This is a genomic window from Micromonospora sp. WMMD961 (genome assembly GCF_029626145.1).
Lineage (GTDB): Bacteria > Actinomycetota > Actinomycetes > Mycobacteriales > Micromonosporaceae > Micromonospora.
Genome location: NZ_JARUBJ010000002.1, coordinates 870246 through 884562 on the forward strand (window position 1 = coordinate 870246; position 14317 = coordinate 884562).

Sequence of the window (14317 nt, forward strand, 5' to 3'; positions counted from 1 at the left end):
CGTCCTCCGGGTCAGCAGCGCTCGATAACGGTGGCGACGCCCATGCCGCCGCCGATGCAGAGGGTCACCACGGCGCGGCGCAGGTCGCGGCGCTCCAACTCGTCCAACGCCGTACCGAGCAGCATCGCTCCGGTCGCGCCGAGCGGGTGGCCGAGAGCGATCGCGCCACCGTTGACGTTCACCCGGTCCGGGTCGAGGCCCAGGTCACGGACGTACTTGAGCACCACCGCCGCGAACGCCTCGTTGATTTCGAACAGGTCGATGTCGTCGACTGTCAGTCCGGCGGCGGCGAGCGCCTTGTGAGTGGCCGGGATCGGGCCGGTCAACATCAGCGTCGGGTCCGCCCCGCTGACCGCAGCGCCGACGATCCGGGCGCGCGGAGTGAGGCCGAGGTCGCGGCCGACCTGCTCGGAGCCGAGCAGCACCAGCGCCGCACCGTCCACGATGCCGGACGAGTTGCCGGCGTGGTGGACGTGCTCGATCGCCTCCAACCAGTGGAACTTCTGCAACGCGACAGCGTCGAAGCCGGCCGCCTCGCCGATCGTGGCGAAGGACGGGGTGAGCCGGGCCAGCGCCTCCCGGGTCGTCTCCGGGCGCGGGTGTTCGTCAACGGTGAGGATGTCCAGCCCGTTGCCGTCCCGGACCGGCACCACCGACCTGCCGAAGTACCCCCCGGCCCACGCCTTGGCGGCCCGTTCCTGCGAGCGCAGCGCGTAACCGTCCACGTCGTCGCGGGTGAAACCCTCAAGCGTCGCGATCAGGTCGGCGCTGACGCCCTGCGGCACGAACGACGTGGCCAGCGCGGTCTGCGGGTCGGTGGCCCAGGCCGCGCCGTCGGAGCCCAGCGGCACCCGGGACATCGACTCCACCCCACCGGCCAGCAGCAGATGCTCCCAACCGGAGCGGATCCGTGCGGCGGCGGAGTTGACCGCCTCCAACCCGGAGGCGCAGAACCTGTTGAGCTGCACCCCGCCCACCTCGTTGGGCAGCCCAGCCAGCAGCGCGGCGGCCCGCGCCAGGTCACCGCCCTGCTCGCCGACCGGGGTGACGATGCCGAGCAGCAGATCCTCCAGCCGGCCGACGTCCAGGCCGGGATTGCGCTCGCGCACCGCGTCGATCAGGCCCACCACCAGCGAGATCGGCTTGACCCCGTGCAGCGCGCCGGTGTCCCGGCCGCGTCCGCGCGGGGTGCGGACCGCGTCGTAGACGTACGCCTCAGAGGGCACGGGCGATCAGCTCCTTCATGATCTCGTTGGTGCCGCCGTAGATCTTCTGCACCCGGGCGTCGGCGTACATCCGGGCGATCGGGTACTCCGTCGTGTAGCCGTAGCCACCGAAGATCTGCAGGCACCGGTCGACGACCTCGCACTGCCCGTCGGTGAGCCAGGACTTCGCCATCGCGGCGGTGGCCACGTCCAGGTCGCCGCGGCTGTGCCGGACGATGCAGTCGTCCAGGAAGACCCGGCTGACCCGGGTACGGGTGGCGCACTCCGCGAGCACCATCCGGGTGTTCTGGTGGCCCATCAGCGGCTTGCCGAAGGCGGTGCGCTCCTTCGCGTACGCGACGGTGAGCGCGACCGCCCGCTCCATCGCCGCGACCGCGCCGACACCGATGACCAGCCGTTCCTGCGGGAGCTGCTGCATGAGCTGGATGAAGCCCAGCCCTTCGGCCCCGCCGAGCAGGTTGGCCGCCGGCACCCGGAACTCGTCGAAGAACAGCTCCGCCGTGTCGTTGCCGTGCAACCCGATCTTGGCAAGCAGTCGGCCCCGGCGGAAGCCATCCGGGTCGCCACCCACCTCGCAGACCAGCAGTGAGACCCCGGCTGCCCGCTGCTCCGGGTCGGTCTTCACCGCCACGATGATCAGGTCGGCCAGGCCACCGTTGGTGATGAACGTCTTCGCGCCGGTGACCAGGTAGTCGTCCCCGTCGCGGATCGCCCGGGTCCGCATCGCCTGAAGATCGGAGCCGCCGTCCGGCTCGGTCATGGCGATCGCGCCGACCAGCTCGCCGCTGCACAGGCCGGGCAGCCAGCGTCGCTTCTGCTCCTCGCTGCCGTACGCCGCCAGGTAGCCGGTGACGATCCCACTGTGGACGGCCAGCCCGAGGCTGCTCTCCCCGGTGTACGCCTGCTCGTGCAGCAGCACGGCCTCGTGGGTGAAGTCGCCGCCACCGCCGCCGTACTCCTCCGGGACGGACAGGCCGAGCAACCCCAGCTCACCGGCGCGCCGGTAGTGCTCACGATCCGGGTGGCCCTGTGCCAGCAGGCGCTCGGTGTGCGGCAGCACCTCCTTGGTGAAGAAGGTGCGGGCCAGCTCGGCGAGGTCGCCGTGCTCCGGCTTCCGCCAGGGCGAGGGTGGACCGTCGGGTGGGGGCGTCGGCATGAGCACCACCCTCGCGTCCTGTTGACGGCATGTCAATAAGTCGTGATCAGCTCCCGGGCCCCGGTGGCCGCGCACACGTCGGGGTGTCGGGAACCGCCGCCCGGGACCGCTGGGCCTGGGTCCGGCGCGCCAGCACGAACTCATTCGCACCTGGCCCGGGCATCGTCGATCAGGGGGTTGTGGTGCCCCGAGGCTGTGGGCGCGGAGATCTTGGACAGTTTCCGTTACGCGCTAACAGTGCTGTCCCGAGACATGTGTCAAGGGGAAGTCCCGATAGATGTGTCATGGGTGCGCAGTCCTTCCGAACGGGTGAGGGTGGACACGACGATGCAGCCGCGGGGCGAGCGACCTGGGCAGCGTGGGCGTGGTCGGAGAGGGGTGCGGATGGATCAGGCGACGGAGTTGGCGTGGTTGCGGGAGCGGGTCGGGGGATTGGAGGCAGCGCTGCGCTGTGCACGGGGCGCCACCTGGGACGGCACGTGGTTCGGCGTCGCTAGGACGCGCGGTGAGCGGTTACGGACAGCAGCGGCGGTGCCTGACGACGAGGGCGACGCGGTGAGCTGCCGATAGGGTCGGGCAGATGAGTGTCGAGACGGCTCCCCGCCGCCGCCGGTTGGAGCCGGACGCCCGGCGCGGCCAGATCCTGGCCTGTGCGGTCCGGTTGTTCGGCGAGCGGCCGTACGCGGACGTGTCGACCACCGACGTCGCCCGCGAGGCCGGTGTCGCCCGGGGCCTGGTCAACCACTACTTCGGCACGAAGAAGGACCTCTACCTGGAGGTCGTCCGGGTCATGGTGACCATTCCTGAGGTGGCAGTGGAGCGGCTACCCAGGGGGGACCTGCGGACCCGGGTCGACGCCAGCGTCACCTGGTTCCTCGACGTGGTGTCCCGGCACAGCACCTCCTGGTTGGCGGCGGTCACCGCCCGGGGGATGGGCGGGGATGCCGACGTGGAGCGGGTGCTGGCCGAGGCCGAGGAGGTCGCCGCGGACCGCATGCTCGTCGCCGTCGGGCTGGCCGGCCAAGCCGCGCACCACGAAGAACTTCGCGGCATGGTCCGGGCGTACTGCGGGTTGGCGACGTCGACCGCCCGGGAGTGGCTACAGCGCGGCGCGTTGACCCGTGACCAGGTGCACCTGCTGCTCACCACCACCCTGCTGGCCATCGTCGAACAGGTCATCCCGCAGGTCATCGCCGACGGCGGGCCGGCACGCCCGCAGAGCTGAGCGGCCCCGATCAGGCCGCATGTCGCTCGTCGGCCCGCCCGGCACGAGCCGCCCTGCCGACCCGTCCGCCTCGAGCCGCCGGAGTGGTCGCACCGACGTGCGACGCCGCGGCGGCTGGCCCGAACTGCGCTGCCGGGGCGGCGAATCGGTCGGCGGCCTGGGCCGGGTACGACTCGGGGCGGACCAACCGCAGCGGCCGATCCACCTCGTCGGCGCCGAACCGCCAGCGGGACGGTCCCGGCTGCCGCTGCGGGGCGGGCCCACCGGGGCGTAGGCCGGGCCGGGACAGCAGCACGGTGATCAGGTAGCCGACCACCAGGAAGCCGTGGCTGACCAGCCGTTCCGCGCTCACCGACCCGGTGGCCAGGTCGTTGACCGAGAGCAGTAGCAACGTGCCGACGAATGCGCTGAGCATCGGCAGCAGACCCGCCGGCGGGGTGCGGCGTACCGCCACGAAGAGGAAGCCGGCCCCGACCGCCACGTTCCAGGCGGCCGACTCGTGCCACAGGTGCTGGCCGGCGGCGTGCAGGTGGTCGGCGGTCGCTCCCCGGCCCACCTGGGACAGGCCGAGCACCAACTGCACCGCGCCGAGCAGGCCGAGCGCCGCGCGCAGCCCGACGACCAGGGTGCCGCGTCCCGGCAGGTGGGGCCGCCACCGCGACCGGCGGGCCGGCGGCGTGGCGTCGGCCGCCGTGCCGGCATCGACGCTCGCGCCGGCCACGACACCGCCGCCGATGGCGGCCAGGATCGCGTCGGTCCGGTCAGGGACGTCGGTGACCAATCGGGTACGAACGCGGCGCGTCACCGCAGCCGCCGTCGTGAACCAGGCCCGGCAATCGGCGCACCCGTCCAGGTGCCCCTGCGCCGCCGCCCGTTCGGCGGCGGTCTCCTCCCCGTCCAGCTGCGCGGACAGGATCTCCCGCCACTGCTCACACCCCATGTGTGGGTAGTCGGTCCGGGCGTCGCTCCGGTTCCCGGCGGTCGTCACGCGTTGTGGAATACTCGCCCGATCATGACGCGCTACGGCCTGCTGATCCTCCCCGCCACCAACCGGGTGTACGCCCGCTCCGCCATCGACCTCACCCGGGCCGAGCTGGAGATCTTCGGCCGTTCGGCGCTCGACGGCCGGATCGGCGAGCTGGACACCGAGGTGGTCGGCGGTGCGACGTACGTCACGTTCGCCGGTGACGGGCTGACCGCGCGGGACCTGGCCGTCCTGGGCAACCTCTCTGCCGGGTACGCGTTGTTCGAGATCGTCGGCGACCTGCTGCGCCCGGTCGAGTGGAGCCGGCTGGACCGCTACGACGACGACCTGCTCACCATCCAGAAGTACCCGGGCAAGACCAACGAGCAGTTCACCAAGCTGCTGCTCAACGTCACCCTGCTCGCCTCGGACTGGGCGACCGAGTTGACCAGCCGGCGGTTCCGGGTGCTCGACCCGCTCTGCGGCCGGGGCACCACCCTCAACCAGGCGCTGATGTACGGCTTCGACGCGGCCGGCATCGAGCGCGACCAGAAGGACGTCGAGGCGTACCGGGCGTTCATCACCACCTGGCTGAAGCAGAAGCGGGTCAAGCACCGGGTGCTCGAATCGGGGCCGGTGCGGCGCGAGCGCAAGGTGGTCGGCCGGCGGGTCCGCGTCGAGCTGGCGCCGACCCGCGAGGAGCACAAGGCGGGCCGCACGCAGTTGCTGGACGTGGTCAACGCCGACACCACCCGCGCGGGCGAGTTCTTCCGGCCGGAGACCGTCGACCTGGTCGTCGCCGACGCGCCGTACGGCGTGCAGCACGGCAGCCGTACCGCCGATCAGGGTCTGTCGCGCGACCCGCTGGCGCTGCTCGCGGACGCCGCGCCGGTCTGGGCGCGGGTGCTGCGGCCCGGCGGCGCGCTCGGTATCTCCTGGAACACCCACGTCGCGGGCCGCGACGACGCGGCGGCGGCGTTGGCCGACGCCGGTCTGACCGTGGTCGACGACGAGCCCTACCGCGCGCTGCGGCACCGGGTCGACCAGTCGATCATGCGGGACGTGCTGGTGGCCCGCCGCCCGGCCTGAACGGCCTCGCGGATCCGCCCGCGCCGCGCCGTGCGCCACCCCGTCCGGGTCGCGCATGGCCTCTCTCGTGCGTCCCCTTTGCTCTGCACCCGCGGAGGCACCAGCTACAGACCGTGAGTGTCGCCTCCGCGGGTGCAGAGCAAAGGGCGGACACCTGGTCTTGCCCCTGCGGATCACCGAGGGGCTTGTGTCGCATTTCACCCGTTCAGTGAGCGGGTGTGAAAACCACGTCAAGAAAAGGTTCGCCTCCGTCATGGTCGCGTTATGACCCCTGCCGTCCGGCGGGTGGTGGGGCTTTGATTGCCCGGCGCGACCGGAAGGCGGTCGCGGCGAACCTTTCCGGTAAGAGGAGTCAGCGTGTCTGACGTGGTGTTCGTGGTCCTGACGGTGGCGCTGTTCGCAGTGCTCGCCCTGGTGGTCCGGGCGGTGGAGAAGCTGTGAACGCGGTCAACGCCGTCGGTCTGGTGCTCGCGATCGTCCTGGGCGCGTTCCTGGTGTTCGCCCTGTTGTTTCCGGAGCGCTTCTGATGACCATGACAACAGCGGGCGTCATTTTCGTGCTGACGCTGGTGGCGGCCCTCGTCGCCGTCTACAAGCCGTTCGGCGACTACATGTTCCGGGCGGTCTCCGGCACGAAGCAGTCCCGGGTCGAGCGGGGCATCTTCCGGCTGGTCGGGGTCAACCCGGCCGCCGAGCAGACCTGGGGCGTGTACGCCCGCAGTGTGCTGGCGTTCTCCGCGGTCTCGATCCTGTTCCTGTACCTGTTCCAGCGGGTGCAGAACCACCTGTGGCTGTCGCTGGGCTTGGACCCGGTGATGACCCACGGTGCCTGGAACACCGCCGTGTCGTTCGTGACCAACACCAACTGGCAGTGGTACTCGGGTGAGTCGACCATGGGCCACCTGGTGCAGATGGCCGGCCTGGCCGTGCAGAACTTCGCCTCGGCGGCGGTCGGCATCGCGGTGGCGGTGGCGCTGGTCCGCGGCTTCGCCCGCAGCCGGACCGGGCAGCTCGGCAACTTCTGGGTCGACCTGACCCGGATCGTGCTGCGTATCCTGCTGCCGATCGCGGTCCTCGGTGCCATCGTCCTGATGATCGGCGGGGTGGTGCAGAACCTGTCCGGTGGCACCGACGTGACCACGCTGACCGGCGGCACCCAGACCGTCACCGGTGGCCCGGTCGCCAGCCAGGAAGTGATCAAGGAGTTGGGCACCAACGGGGGCGGCTTCTACAACGTCAACAGCTCCCACCCGTTCGAGAACCCCACCACCTGGACGAACTGGCTGGAGATCTTCCTGCTCCTGCTGATCCCGTTCAGCCTGCCCCGGGTGTTCGGCCGGATGGTCGGGCAGAACCGGCAGGGCTACGCCATCGCGGCGGTGATGGGCATCCTGGCGTTCGCCAGCATCGCCATCACCAACGCCTTCGAACTGGTCGGCCACGGCACGGTGCCGCAGGCGGTCGGTGCGGCGATGGAGGGCAAGGAGGTGCGGTTCGACGTCTCGAACTCGGCCACCTTCGCCGCCGCCACCACGCTCACCTCGACCGGTTCGGTGAACTCGTTCCACGACTCGTTCACCTCGCTCGGCGGGGGAATGTTGCTGGGCAACATGATGCTCGGCGAGGTCGCCCCCGGTGGCGTCGGTGCCGGTCTGTACGGCCTGCTCATCCTCGCCGTGATCACGGTGTTCATCGCCGGGCTGATGGTCGGCCGCACCCCGGAGTACCTGGGCAAGAAGATCAGCTCGCGAGAGATCAAGTTCGCCTCGCTCTACTTCCTGATCACGCCGATCCTGGTGCTCGTCGGCACGGCGGCCGCCTTCGCCACCGGCAACAACTCCACCGCGCTCAACGTCGGCCCGCACGGCCTCTCCGAGGTGCTGTACGCCTTCACCTCGGCCAGCAACAACAACGGCTCCGCGTTCGCCGGCATCACGGTCAACACGGCCTGGTGGAACACCGCGCTCGGGTTGTGCATGCTGCTCGGCCGATTCCTGCCGATCATCTTCGTGCTCGCGTTGGCCGGCTCGCTGGCCCGCCAGGCACCCACCCCCGCGTCCGAGGGCACCCTGCCGACCCACCGACCCCTGTTCATCGGGATGGTCGTCGGCGTCACGGTGGTCCTCGTCGCGCTGACCTTCCTGCCCGCGCTGGCGCTCGGCCCGCTGGCAGAGGGGCTCTGACCATCATGAGGAACGAGGACATGTCCGTCACCTCTGTGACATCCGGGACCGACGAGCAACCGACCGCCGGCACCCCGGCCACCCAGGGCAACCGTATCGGCGGGGGCCTGCTCGATCCCAAGCAACTGCTCCGGTCTCTGCCGGACGCGGTCCGCAAGCTCAACCCGACCACCCTGTGGCGCAACCCGGTGATGCTGATCGTCGAGGTCGGCGCCGCCTTCACCACCGTCCTGGCGGTGACCGACCCGTCGGTGTTCGCCTGGGCGATCACCATCTGGCTCTGGTTGACAGTGATCTTCGCCAACCTGGCCGAGGCGGTCGCCGAGGGTCGGGGCAAGGCCCAGGCCGCGACGCTGCGGCAGGCGAAGAAGGACACCATCGCCACCCGGCTGATCGACTGGAAGCCCGGCGCCCGGGCCAACACCTACCGCGACGAGGCGGTGCCCGCGCCGGAACTGCGCCAGGGCGACATCGTGCTGGTCGAGGCGGGCGGCATCATCCCCGGTGACGGTGACATCGTCGAGGGCATCGCCAGCGTCGACGAGTCGGCCATCACCGGCGAGTCGGCCCCGGTCATCCGCGAGTCCGGCGGGGACCGCAGCGCGGTCACCGGCGGCACCAAGGTGCTCTCCGACCGGATCATCGTGAAGATCACCCAGAAGCCGGGGGAGAGCTTCATCGACCGGATGATCGCCCTGGTCGAGGGCGCCAACCGGCAGAAGACACCGAACGAGATCGCGCTGAACATCCTGCTCGCCGCGCTCACGATCATCTTCCTGCTGGCCGTCGTCACCCTCCAGCCGCTGGCGATCTTCTCCAAGGCGTACCAGGCGGCGGCACCGGACAGCGGGGCGATCACCGACTCCGGCGTCACCGGGGTCGTGCTGATCTCGCTGCTGGTCTGCCTGATCCCGACCACCATCGGCGCGCTGCTCTCCGCCATCGGCATCGCCGGCATGGACCGGCTGGTGCAGCGCAACGTCCTGGCCATGAGCGGCCGGGCCGTCGAGGCGGCCGGCGACGTCAACACCCTGCTGCTGGACAAGACCGGCACCATCACGCTGGGCAACCGGCAGGCCGCCGAGTTCGTGCCGGTCGAGGGGGTCGACGCCGCGACCGTGGCCGACGCCGCCCAACTGTCCAGCCTGGCCGACGAGACCCCGGAGGGGCGCTCGGTGGTCGTCCTGGCGAAGAACGAGTTCGGGCTGCGCGAGCGGGAGCCCGGCGTCATGCCGCACGCCACGTTCGTACCGTTCACCGCGCAGACCCGGATGAGCGGCGTCGACCTCACTCCGGACGCCAGCGTGGACGCCGGCGCGGTGGGCACGGCCCGCCGGGTCCGCAAGGGCGCCGCCGCCGCGGTGATGAAGTGGGTACGCGAGAACGGCGGCCACCCGACCGAGCAGGTCGGCGAGATCGTGGACGCGATCAGCGGCACCGGCGGCACCCCGCTCGTGGTCGCCGAGCACGTCGACGGTGAGCCCGCCCGCGCCCTGGGCGTCATCCACCTCAAGGACGTCGTCAAGTCCGGCATGCGGGAGCGGTTCGACGAGATGCGCCGGATGGGCATCCGCACCGTGATGATCACCGGTGACAACCCGCGTACCGCCAAGGCGATCGCCGACGAGGCCGGGGTGGACGACTTCCTGGCCGAGGCGACGCCGGAGGACAAGCTCGCGCTGATCAAGCGGGAACAGGAGGGTGGCCGGCTGGTCGCGATGACCGGTGACGGCACCAACGACGCCCCGGCGCTCGCCCAGGCCGACGTCGGCGTGGCCATGAACACCGGCACGTCGGCGGCCAAGGAGGCCGGCAACATGGTCGACCTCGACTCCGACCCGACCAAGCTGATCGAGATCGTGGAGATCGGCAAGCAGTTGCTGATCACCAGGGGTGCGCTGACCACGTTCAGCATCTCCAACGACATCGCGAAGTACTTCGCGATCATCCCGGCCATGTTCGCCGGCCTCTACCCGAGCCTGGACACGCTGAACATCATGCGGCTGGCCAGCCCGGAGTCGGCGATCCTGTCCGCGGTCATCTTCAACGCCCTGGTGATCATCGCGCTGATCCCGCTCGCCCTGCGCGGTGTGCGGTACCGGCCGGCCGCCGCGTCGAAGCTGCTCAGCCGCAACCTGCTGGTGTACGGGCTGGGCGGCATCATCGTGCCGTTCATCGGGATCAAGCTCATCGACCTGCTCATCCAGTTCATCCCGGGGATTTCGTGATGCGCCTACCCACCTGGATCGCCCAACACCTCGCCGCGCTGCGCGCCCTGCTCGTCTTCACGGTGCTGCTCGGCCTGGTCTACCCACTGGCCCTGGTCGCGGTCGGTCAGCTGCCCGGCCTCAACCACAAGGCCGACGGTTCGCTCATCGACACCGGCGGGAAGACGATCGGCAGCGCGCTGATCGGCCAGTCCTTCACCGACGCGGACGGCAACCCGGTCGCCCGTTACTTCCAGTCCCGCCCCTCCGCCGCCGGCGACGGCTACGACCCGACCTCCACCTCGGCCAGCAACCTGGGCCCGGAGAGCGTTGTCGACACCATCGCCACCGACCCGGAGGAGTCCAGCGAGAGCCTGCTCACCCAGGTGTGCGGGCGCAGCAAGTCGGTCGGCGAGCTGAACGGCGTCGACGGTCGCCGCCCCTACTGCACCGACGACGGGGTGGGGGCCGTGCTCGCGGTCTTCCGCGCTGACGGGCTGACCGGCCCGGTCACCCGGGTGGTCAGCGTCAACCAGACCGCCCCGGCAACGCCCTTCGTCAGCTCGTACCAGGGGGTCACGGTGGAGCTGGCCCAGCCCGGCGAGGACTACGTGGCCGCCGGTGGCGTGGTCACCCCGATCCGGGGCGACGCGCCCGCCGACCCGGCGGTGCCGGCCGACGCGGTCACCGCCAGCGCCAGCGGCCTCGACCCGCAGATCAGCCCGGCGTACGCCGAGTTGCAGGTGAACCGGGTCGCGCGGGAGCGCGGCGCGGACCCGGCGGCGGTCCGCAAGCTGGTCGAGGAGCACACAGACGGGCGGGCGCTCGGGTTCATGGGTGCGCCCGGGGTCAACGTGCTGGAGCTCAACATCGCCCTCGACAAGCAGTTCACCGCGCGCTGAGCGTGCAAGGAAGGGCCCCTTATTAACGCCAGGCGTTAATAAGGGGCCCTTCCTTCGAGATTGAGAGGATGGTCCCGTGCCACGCGGAGAACTGCGCATCTATCTCGGAGCCGCCCCCGGCGTCGGCAAGACGTACGCCATGTTGGAGGAGGCCCAGCGGCGGGCCGCGCGCGGCACCGACGTGGTGATCGGTTTCGTGGAGACCCACGGCCGGCAGCAGACCGCCGCGATGCTCGGCGACCTGGAGCAGGTGCCCCGCCGCACGATGGACTATCGCGGCGCCGAGTTCACCGAGATGGACCTGGACGCGGTGCTGGCCCGCCGGCCGGAGATCGCGGTGGTGGACGAGCTGGCGCACACCAACGTGCCCGGTTCCCGCCACGACAAGCGCTGGCAGGACGTCCAGGAGCTGCTCGACGCGGGGATCGACGTGCTGTCCACGGTCAACGTGCAGCACCTGGAGTCGGTCAACGACGTCGTCGCCCAGATCACCGGCACCACCCAGCGGGAGACCGTGCCGGACGAGATCGTCCGCGCCGCCGAGCAGGTCGAGCTGGTCGACATGACCCCCGAGGCGCTGCGTCGGCGGATGGCGCACGGCAACATCTACCGACCCGACAAGATCGACGCCGCGCTGGGCAACTACTTCCGGGTCGGCAACCTCACCGCGCTGCGTGAGCTGGCGCTGCTCTGGCTGGCCGACAAGGTCGACGAGCAGCTCGACCGGTACCGCAACCAGCAGGGCATCGCCGCGACCTGGGAGGCCCGGGAACGGGTTGTGGTGGCGTTGACCGGCGGCCCGGAGGGCGAGACGCTGATCCGGCGTGCGGCCCGGATCGCCGCCCGCAGCAAGGGCGCCGACCTGCTCGCCGTGCACGTGGCCCGCAGCGACGGCCTGGCCGGCGCGGACCCGGCCCAACTGGCCCGCCAACGAGTGCTGGTGGAGAGCCTCGGCGGCACGTACCACCAGGTGCTCGGCACCGACGTGCCGGCCGCGTTGCTGGACTTCGCCCGGGGCGTGAACGCCACCCAGCTGGTGCTCGGCGCCAGCCGGCGGGGCCGACTCGCGCAGATCTTCGCCCGAGGTGTCGGGGTGACCACCACCGCGCTGTCCGGGGCGATCGACGTGCACCTGGTCACCCACAAGGAGGCCGGTAAGGGTCGTCGGGCGGGGGCCGTACCCGCGGCGCTGTCGCGCCGGCGCCGGCTGCTCGGCTTCGGCCTGGCCGTACTGGGTATGCCGCTGCTCACCCTGCTGCTGAAGACCCTGCCCGACCTGACGCTGACCAACGACATCCTGCTGTTCCTCGCCGGCGTCGTCGGGGTCGCGCTGGTCGGCGGGGTGTGGCCGGCCCTGGTCGCCGCGCTCGGCGGGTCGCTGCTGCTCAACTGGTTCTTCACCCCGCCGTTCCGCACGCTGACCATCGCCGAGGCGGACAACCTGCTCGCCCTGGCCGTGTTCGTCGGGGTGGCCCTCGCGGTGAGCTGGATCGTCGACGTGGCTGCCCGGCGCACCCGGGAGGCCGCCCGCGCCGCCGCCGACGCGCAGACCCTCGCCGCCGTCGCCGGTGGCGTGCTACGCGGCGAACGCACTCTGACCGCCCTGCTCGACCAGCTCCGGGAGACCTTCGGCCTGCGCGCGGTGAGCGTGCTTGAGTTGGCCGAGGACGCCAGCGGTCGCCCCGACCGGGCCCGCGAGGAGCACGCCTGGGGCGTCGTGGCCAGCGTCGGCGACCAGCCGCCCTGCACGCCCGAAGGCGGCGAGACGACGGTACCGGTCGACGACCGGATCACCGTCGTGCTCTGCGGTCGACGGCTGGAGGCCGCCGACCGGCGGATCGTCGAGGCGTTCGCCGCCCAGGCCGCCGTCGCGCTGCGCCAGGAACGGCTCGCCGAGGAGGCCGCCACCGCCCGACCCCTTGCCGCGGCGGACCGGATGCGCACCGCGCTGCTCGCGGCGGTCAGCCACGACCTGCGTACGCCACTGGCGTCGGCGAAGGCGGCGGTGACCAGTCTGCGCAGCCACGACATCGAGTTCGACGAGTCCGACCGCGAGGAGCTGTTGGAGACCGCCGAGGAGTCACTGGACCGGCTTGCCCGGCTGGTCGGCAACCTGCTGGACATGAGCCGGCTCCAGGCGGGCGTGCTCGGCATCTCGGCGACGGCGATCGGCCTGGAGGACGCCGTACCCCTGGCGCTTGACGAACTTGGTCCGGCGGCCGCGACGGTCGGCACGGACATCCCGGCCGACCTGCCGGCCGCCACCGCCGATCCGGGTCTGCTGGAACGGGTACTGGTCAACGTCGTCGCCAACGCGCTGCGCTACAGCCCGCCGGACCAGCCTCCGACGATCACCGCCAGCGCGCACGCCGGCCAGGTGGAGCTGCGGGTGATCGACCGGGGTCCGGGTATCCCCGAGGACCAGTGGGAGCACGTCTTCCTGCCGTTCCAACGCCTCGGCGACCGGGACAACCAGACCGGCGTCGGTCTCGGTCTTGCCCTGTCCCGGGGCCTGGCCGAGGCGATGGGTGGCAGCATCACCCCGGAGACCACCCCGGGCGGTGGGCTCACCATGGTGCTGCGGCTGCCCGCCGCGCCCACCAGCTCGGAGGGGCCGCAGGAATGACGCGCATCCTGGTCGTCGACGACGAACCGCAGATCCTTCGTGCTCTGCGGATCAACCTGCGCGCCCGCCGGTACGACGTGGACGTCGCCGCTACCGGGGCCGCCGCGTTGAAGGCCGCCGCCAGCCACCCGCCCGACCTGGTGGTGCTCGACCTCGGGCTGCCCGACATCGACGGCGTGGAGGTGATCCGCGGTCTGCGCGGATGGACCGCCGTGCCGATCATCGTGCTCTCCGGTCGGGCCGGCAGTGAGGACAAGGTGGCGGCGCTCGACGCCGGCGCGGACGACTACGTCACCAAGCCGTTCGGGGTGGAGGAACTGCTGGCCCGCATCCGCGCCGTCACCCGCCGGCTCGGCGCGCCCAGCGAAGCGGTGCCGGCGCTGCGGATCGGCCAGCACACCGTCGACCTGGTCGACCACAGTGTGCGGCGCGACGACGGCACCGAGGTGAAACTGACCCCCACCCAGTGGAGTGTGTTGGAGAAACTGCTGCGACACCCCGGCAAACTGGTCAGCCAGCGTCAACTCCTCCAGGACGTGTGGGGGCCGGAATACCAGAACGAGACCAACTACCTGCGGCAGTACCTGGCCCAGCTGCGGCGCAAGCTGGAGGACGACCCGGCCCGCCCTCGGCACCTCATCACCGAGCCGGGAATGGGTTACCGCTACCGGCCGTGACCCGTTGACACCCGCCGGCAGAGATTGAAGAATTTCTGTTTGCAGCGGCAGCGGCGTGCTTCT

11 protein-coding genes are annotated in these 14317 nt (G+C 71.1%); 8 read left to right on the plus strand and 3 right to left on the minus strand.

Annotation, left to right across the window (positions count from 1 at the left end):
- Positions 1–11 precede the first annotated feature (11 nt).
- On the minus strand, positions 12–1226 hold the full coding sequence (locus tag O7614_RS04205) for an acetyl-CoA C-acetyltransferase (RefSeq protein ID WP_278137173.1): 1215 nt from the start codon (positions 1224–1226) through the stop codon (positions 12–14).
- The gene (locus O7614_RS04210; protein WP_278137174.1) at positions 1216–2382 is read right to left on the minus strand and encodes an acyl-CoA dehydrogenase family protein; all 1167 of its coding nucleotides are present in this window, start codon (positions 2380–2382) and stop codon (positions 1216–1218) included. The genes O7614_RS04205 and O7614_RS04210 overlap by 11 nt, the downstream gene beginning before the upstream one ends.
- Positions 2383–2962: 580 nt before the next feature.
- Between O7614_RS04210 and O7614_RS04215 the strand changes: the two genes are divergently transcribed.
- A complete protein-coding gene (locus O7614_RS04215) occupies positions 2963–3607 on the plus strand; it encodes a TetR/AcrR family transcriptional regulator (protein ID WP_278137175.1) in 645 nt (214 codons plus the stop codon).
- Between the two features lie 10 nt (positions 3608–3617).
- Here O7614_RS04215 and O7614_RS04220 read toward each other — a convergent pair whose 3' ends face one another.
- Positions 3618–4595, minus strand: a complete 978-nt coding sequence (locus O7614_RS04220; protein WP_278137176.1) for a zf-HC2 domain-containing protein — start codon at positions 4593–4595, stop codon at positions 3618–3620.
- Between the two features lie 24 nt (positions 4596–4619).
- Here O7614_RS04220 and O7614_RS04225 point away from each other — a divergent pair, with 24 nt between their 5' ends.
- From O7614_RS04225 to O7614_RS04255, 7 genes are all read left to right on the plus strand, one after another.
- The gene (locus tag O7614_RS04225) at positions 4620–5660 is read left to right on the plus strand and encodes an SAM-dependent methyltransferase (protein ID WP_278137177.1); all 1041 of its coding nucleotides are present in this window, start codon (positions 4620–4622) and stop codon (positions 5658–5660) included.
- 437 nt (positions 5661–6097) lie between these two features.
- Positions 6098–6187 carry a K(+)-transporting ATPase subunit F gene (gene kdpF / locus O7614_RS04230; protein WP_036390805.1) on the plus strand — a complete coding sequence of 30 codons (90 nt, stop codon included), beginning with the start codon at positions 6098–6100 and terminating at the stop codon, positions 6185–6187.
- Positions 6187–7842, plus strand: coding sequence for a potassium-transporting ATPase subunit KdpA (kdpA, locus tag O7614_RS04235; RefSeq protein ID WP_278137178.1), 1656 nt, complete (start codon positions 6187–6189; stop codon positions 7840–7842). Before kdpF ends, kdpA begins: the two co-directional genes overlap by 1 nt.
- Positions 7843–7862: 20 nt before the next feature.
- On the plus strand, positions 7863–10070 hold the full coding sequence (kdpB, locus tag O7614_RS04240; RefSeq protein ID WP_278137179.1) for a potassium-transporting ATPase subunit KdpB: 2208 nt from the start codon (positions 7863–7865) through the stop codon (positions 10068–10070).
- Entirely contained in the window at positions 10070–10951 is an 882-nt protein-coding gene (locus O7614_RS04245; protein ID WP_278137180.1) for a potassium-transporting ATPase subunit C, read from the plus strand. The genes kdpB and O7614_RS04245 overlap by 1 nt, the downstream gene beginning before the upstream one ends.
- A gap of 76 nt (positions 10952–11027) precedes the next feature.
- Positions 11028–13577 (plus strand): DUF4118 domain-containing protein, encoded by a 2550-nt coding sequence (locus O7614_RS04250; protein WP_278137181.1) that lies wholly within the window; start codon positions 11028–11030, stop codon positions 13575–13577.
- A complete protein-coding gene (locus O7614_RS04255) occupies positions 13574–14254 on the plus strand; it encodes a response regulator (protein ID WP_278137182.1) in 681 nt (226 codons plus the stop codon). Before O7614_RS04250 ends, O7614_RS04255 begins: the two co-directional genes overlap by 4 nt.
- Positions 14255–14317: the final 63 nt, after the last annotated feature.

Coding starts and splice junctions, on each gene's coding strand:
- O7614_RS04255 (WP_278137182.1), top strand. CDS start 13,574: ATGACGCGCATCCTGGTCGTCGACGACGAACCGCAGATCCTTCGTGCT.
- O7614_RS04225 (WP_278137177.1), top strand. CDS start 4,620: ATGACGCGCTACGGCCTGCTGATCCTCCCCGCCACCAACCGGGTGTAC.
- kdpB (WP_278137179.1), top strand. CDS start 7,863: ATGTCCGTCACCTCTGTGACATCCGGGACCGACGAGCAACCGACCGCC.
- O7614_RS04210 (WP_278137174.1), bottom strand. CDS start 2,382: ATGCCGACGCCCCCACCCGACGGTCCACCCTCGCCCTGGCGGAAGCCG.
- O7614_RS04245 (WP_278137180.1), top strand. CDS start 10,070: ATGCGCCTACCCACCTGGATCGCCCAACACCTCGCCGCGCTGCGCGCC.
- kdpA (WP_278137178.1), top strand. CDS start 6,187: ATGACCATGACAACAGCGGGCGTCATTTTCGTGCTGACGCTGGTGGCG.
- O7614_RS04215 (WP_278137175.1), top strand. CDS start 2,963: ATGAGTGTCGAGACGGCTCCCCGCCGCCGCCGGTTGGAGCCGGACGCC.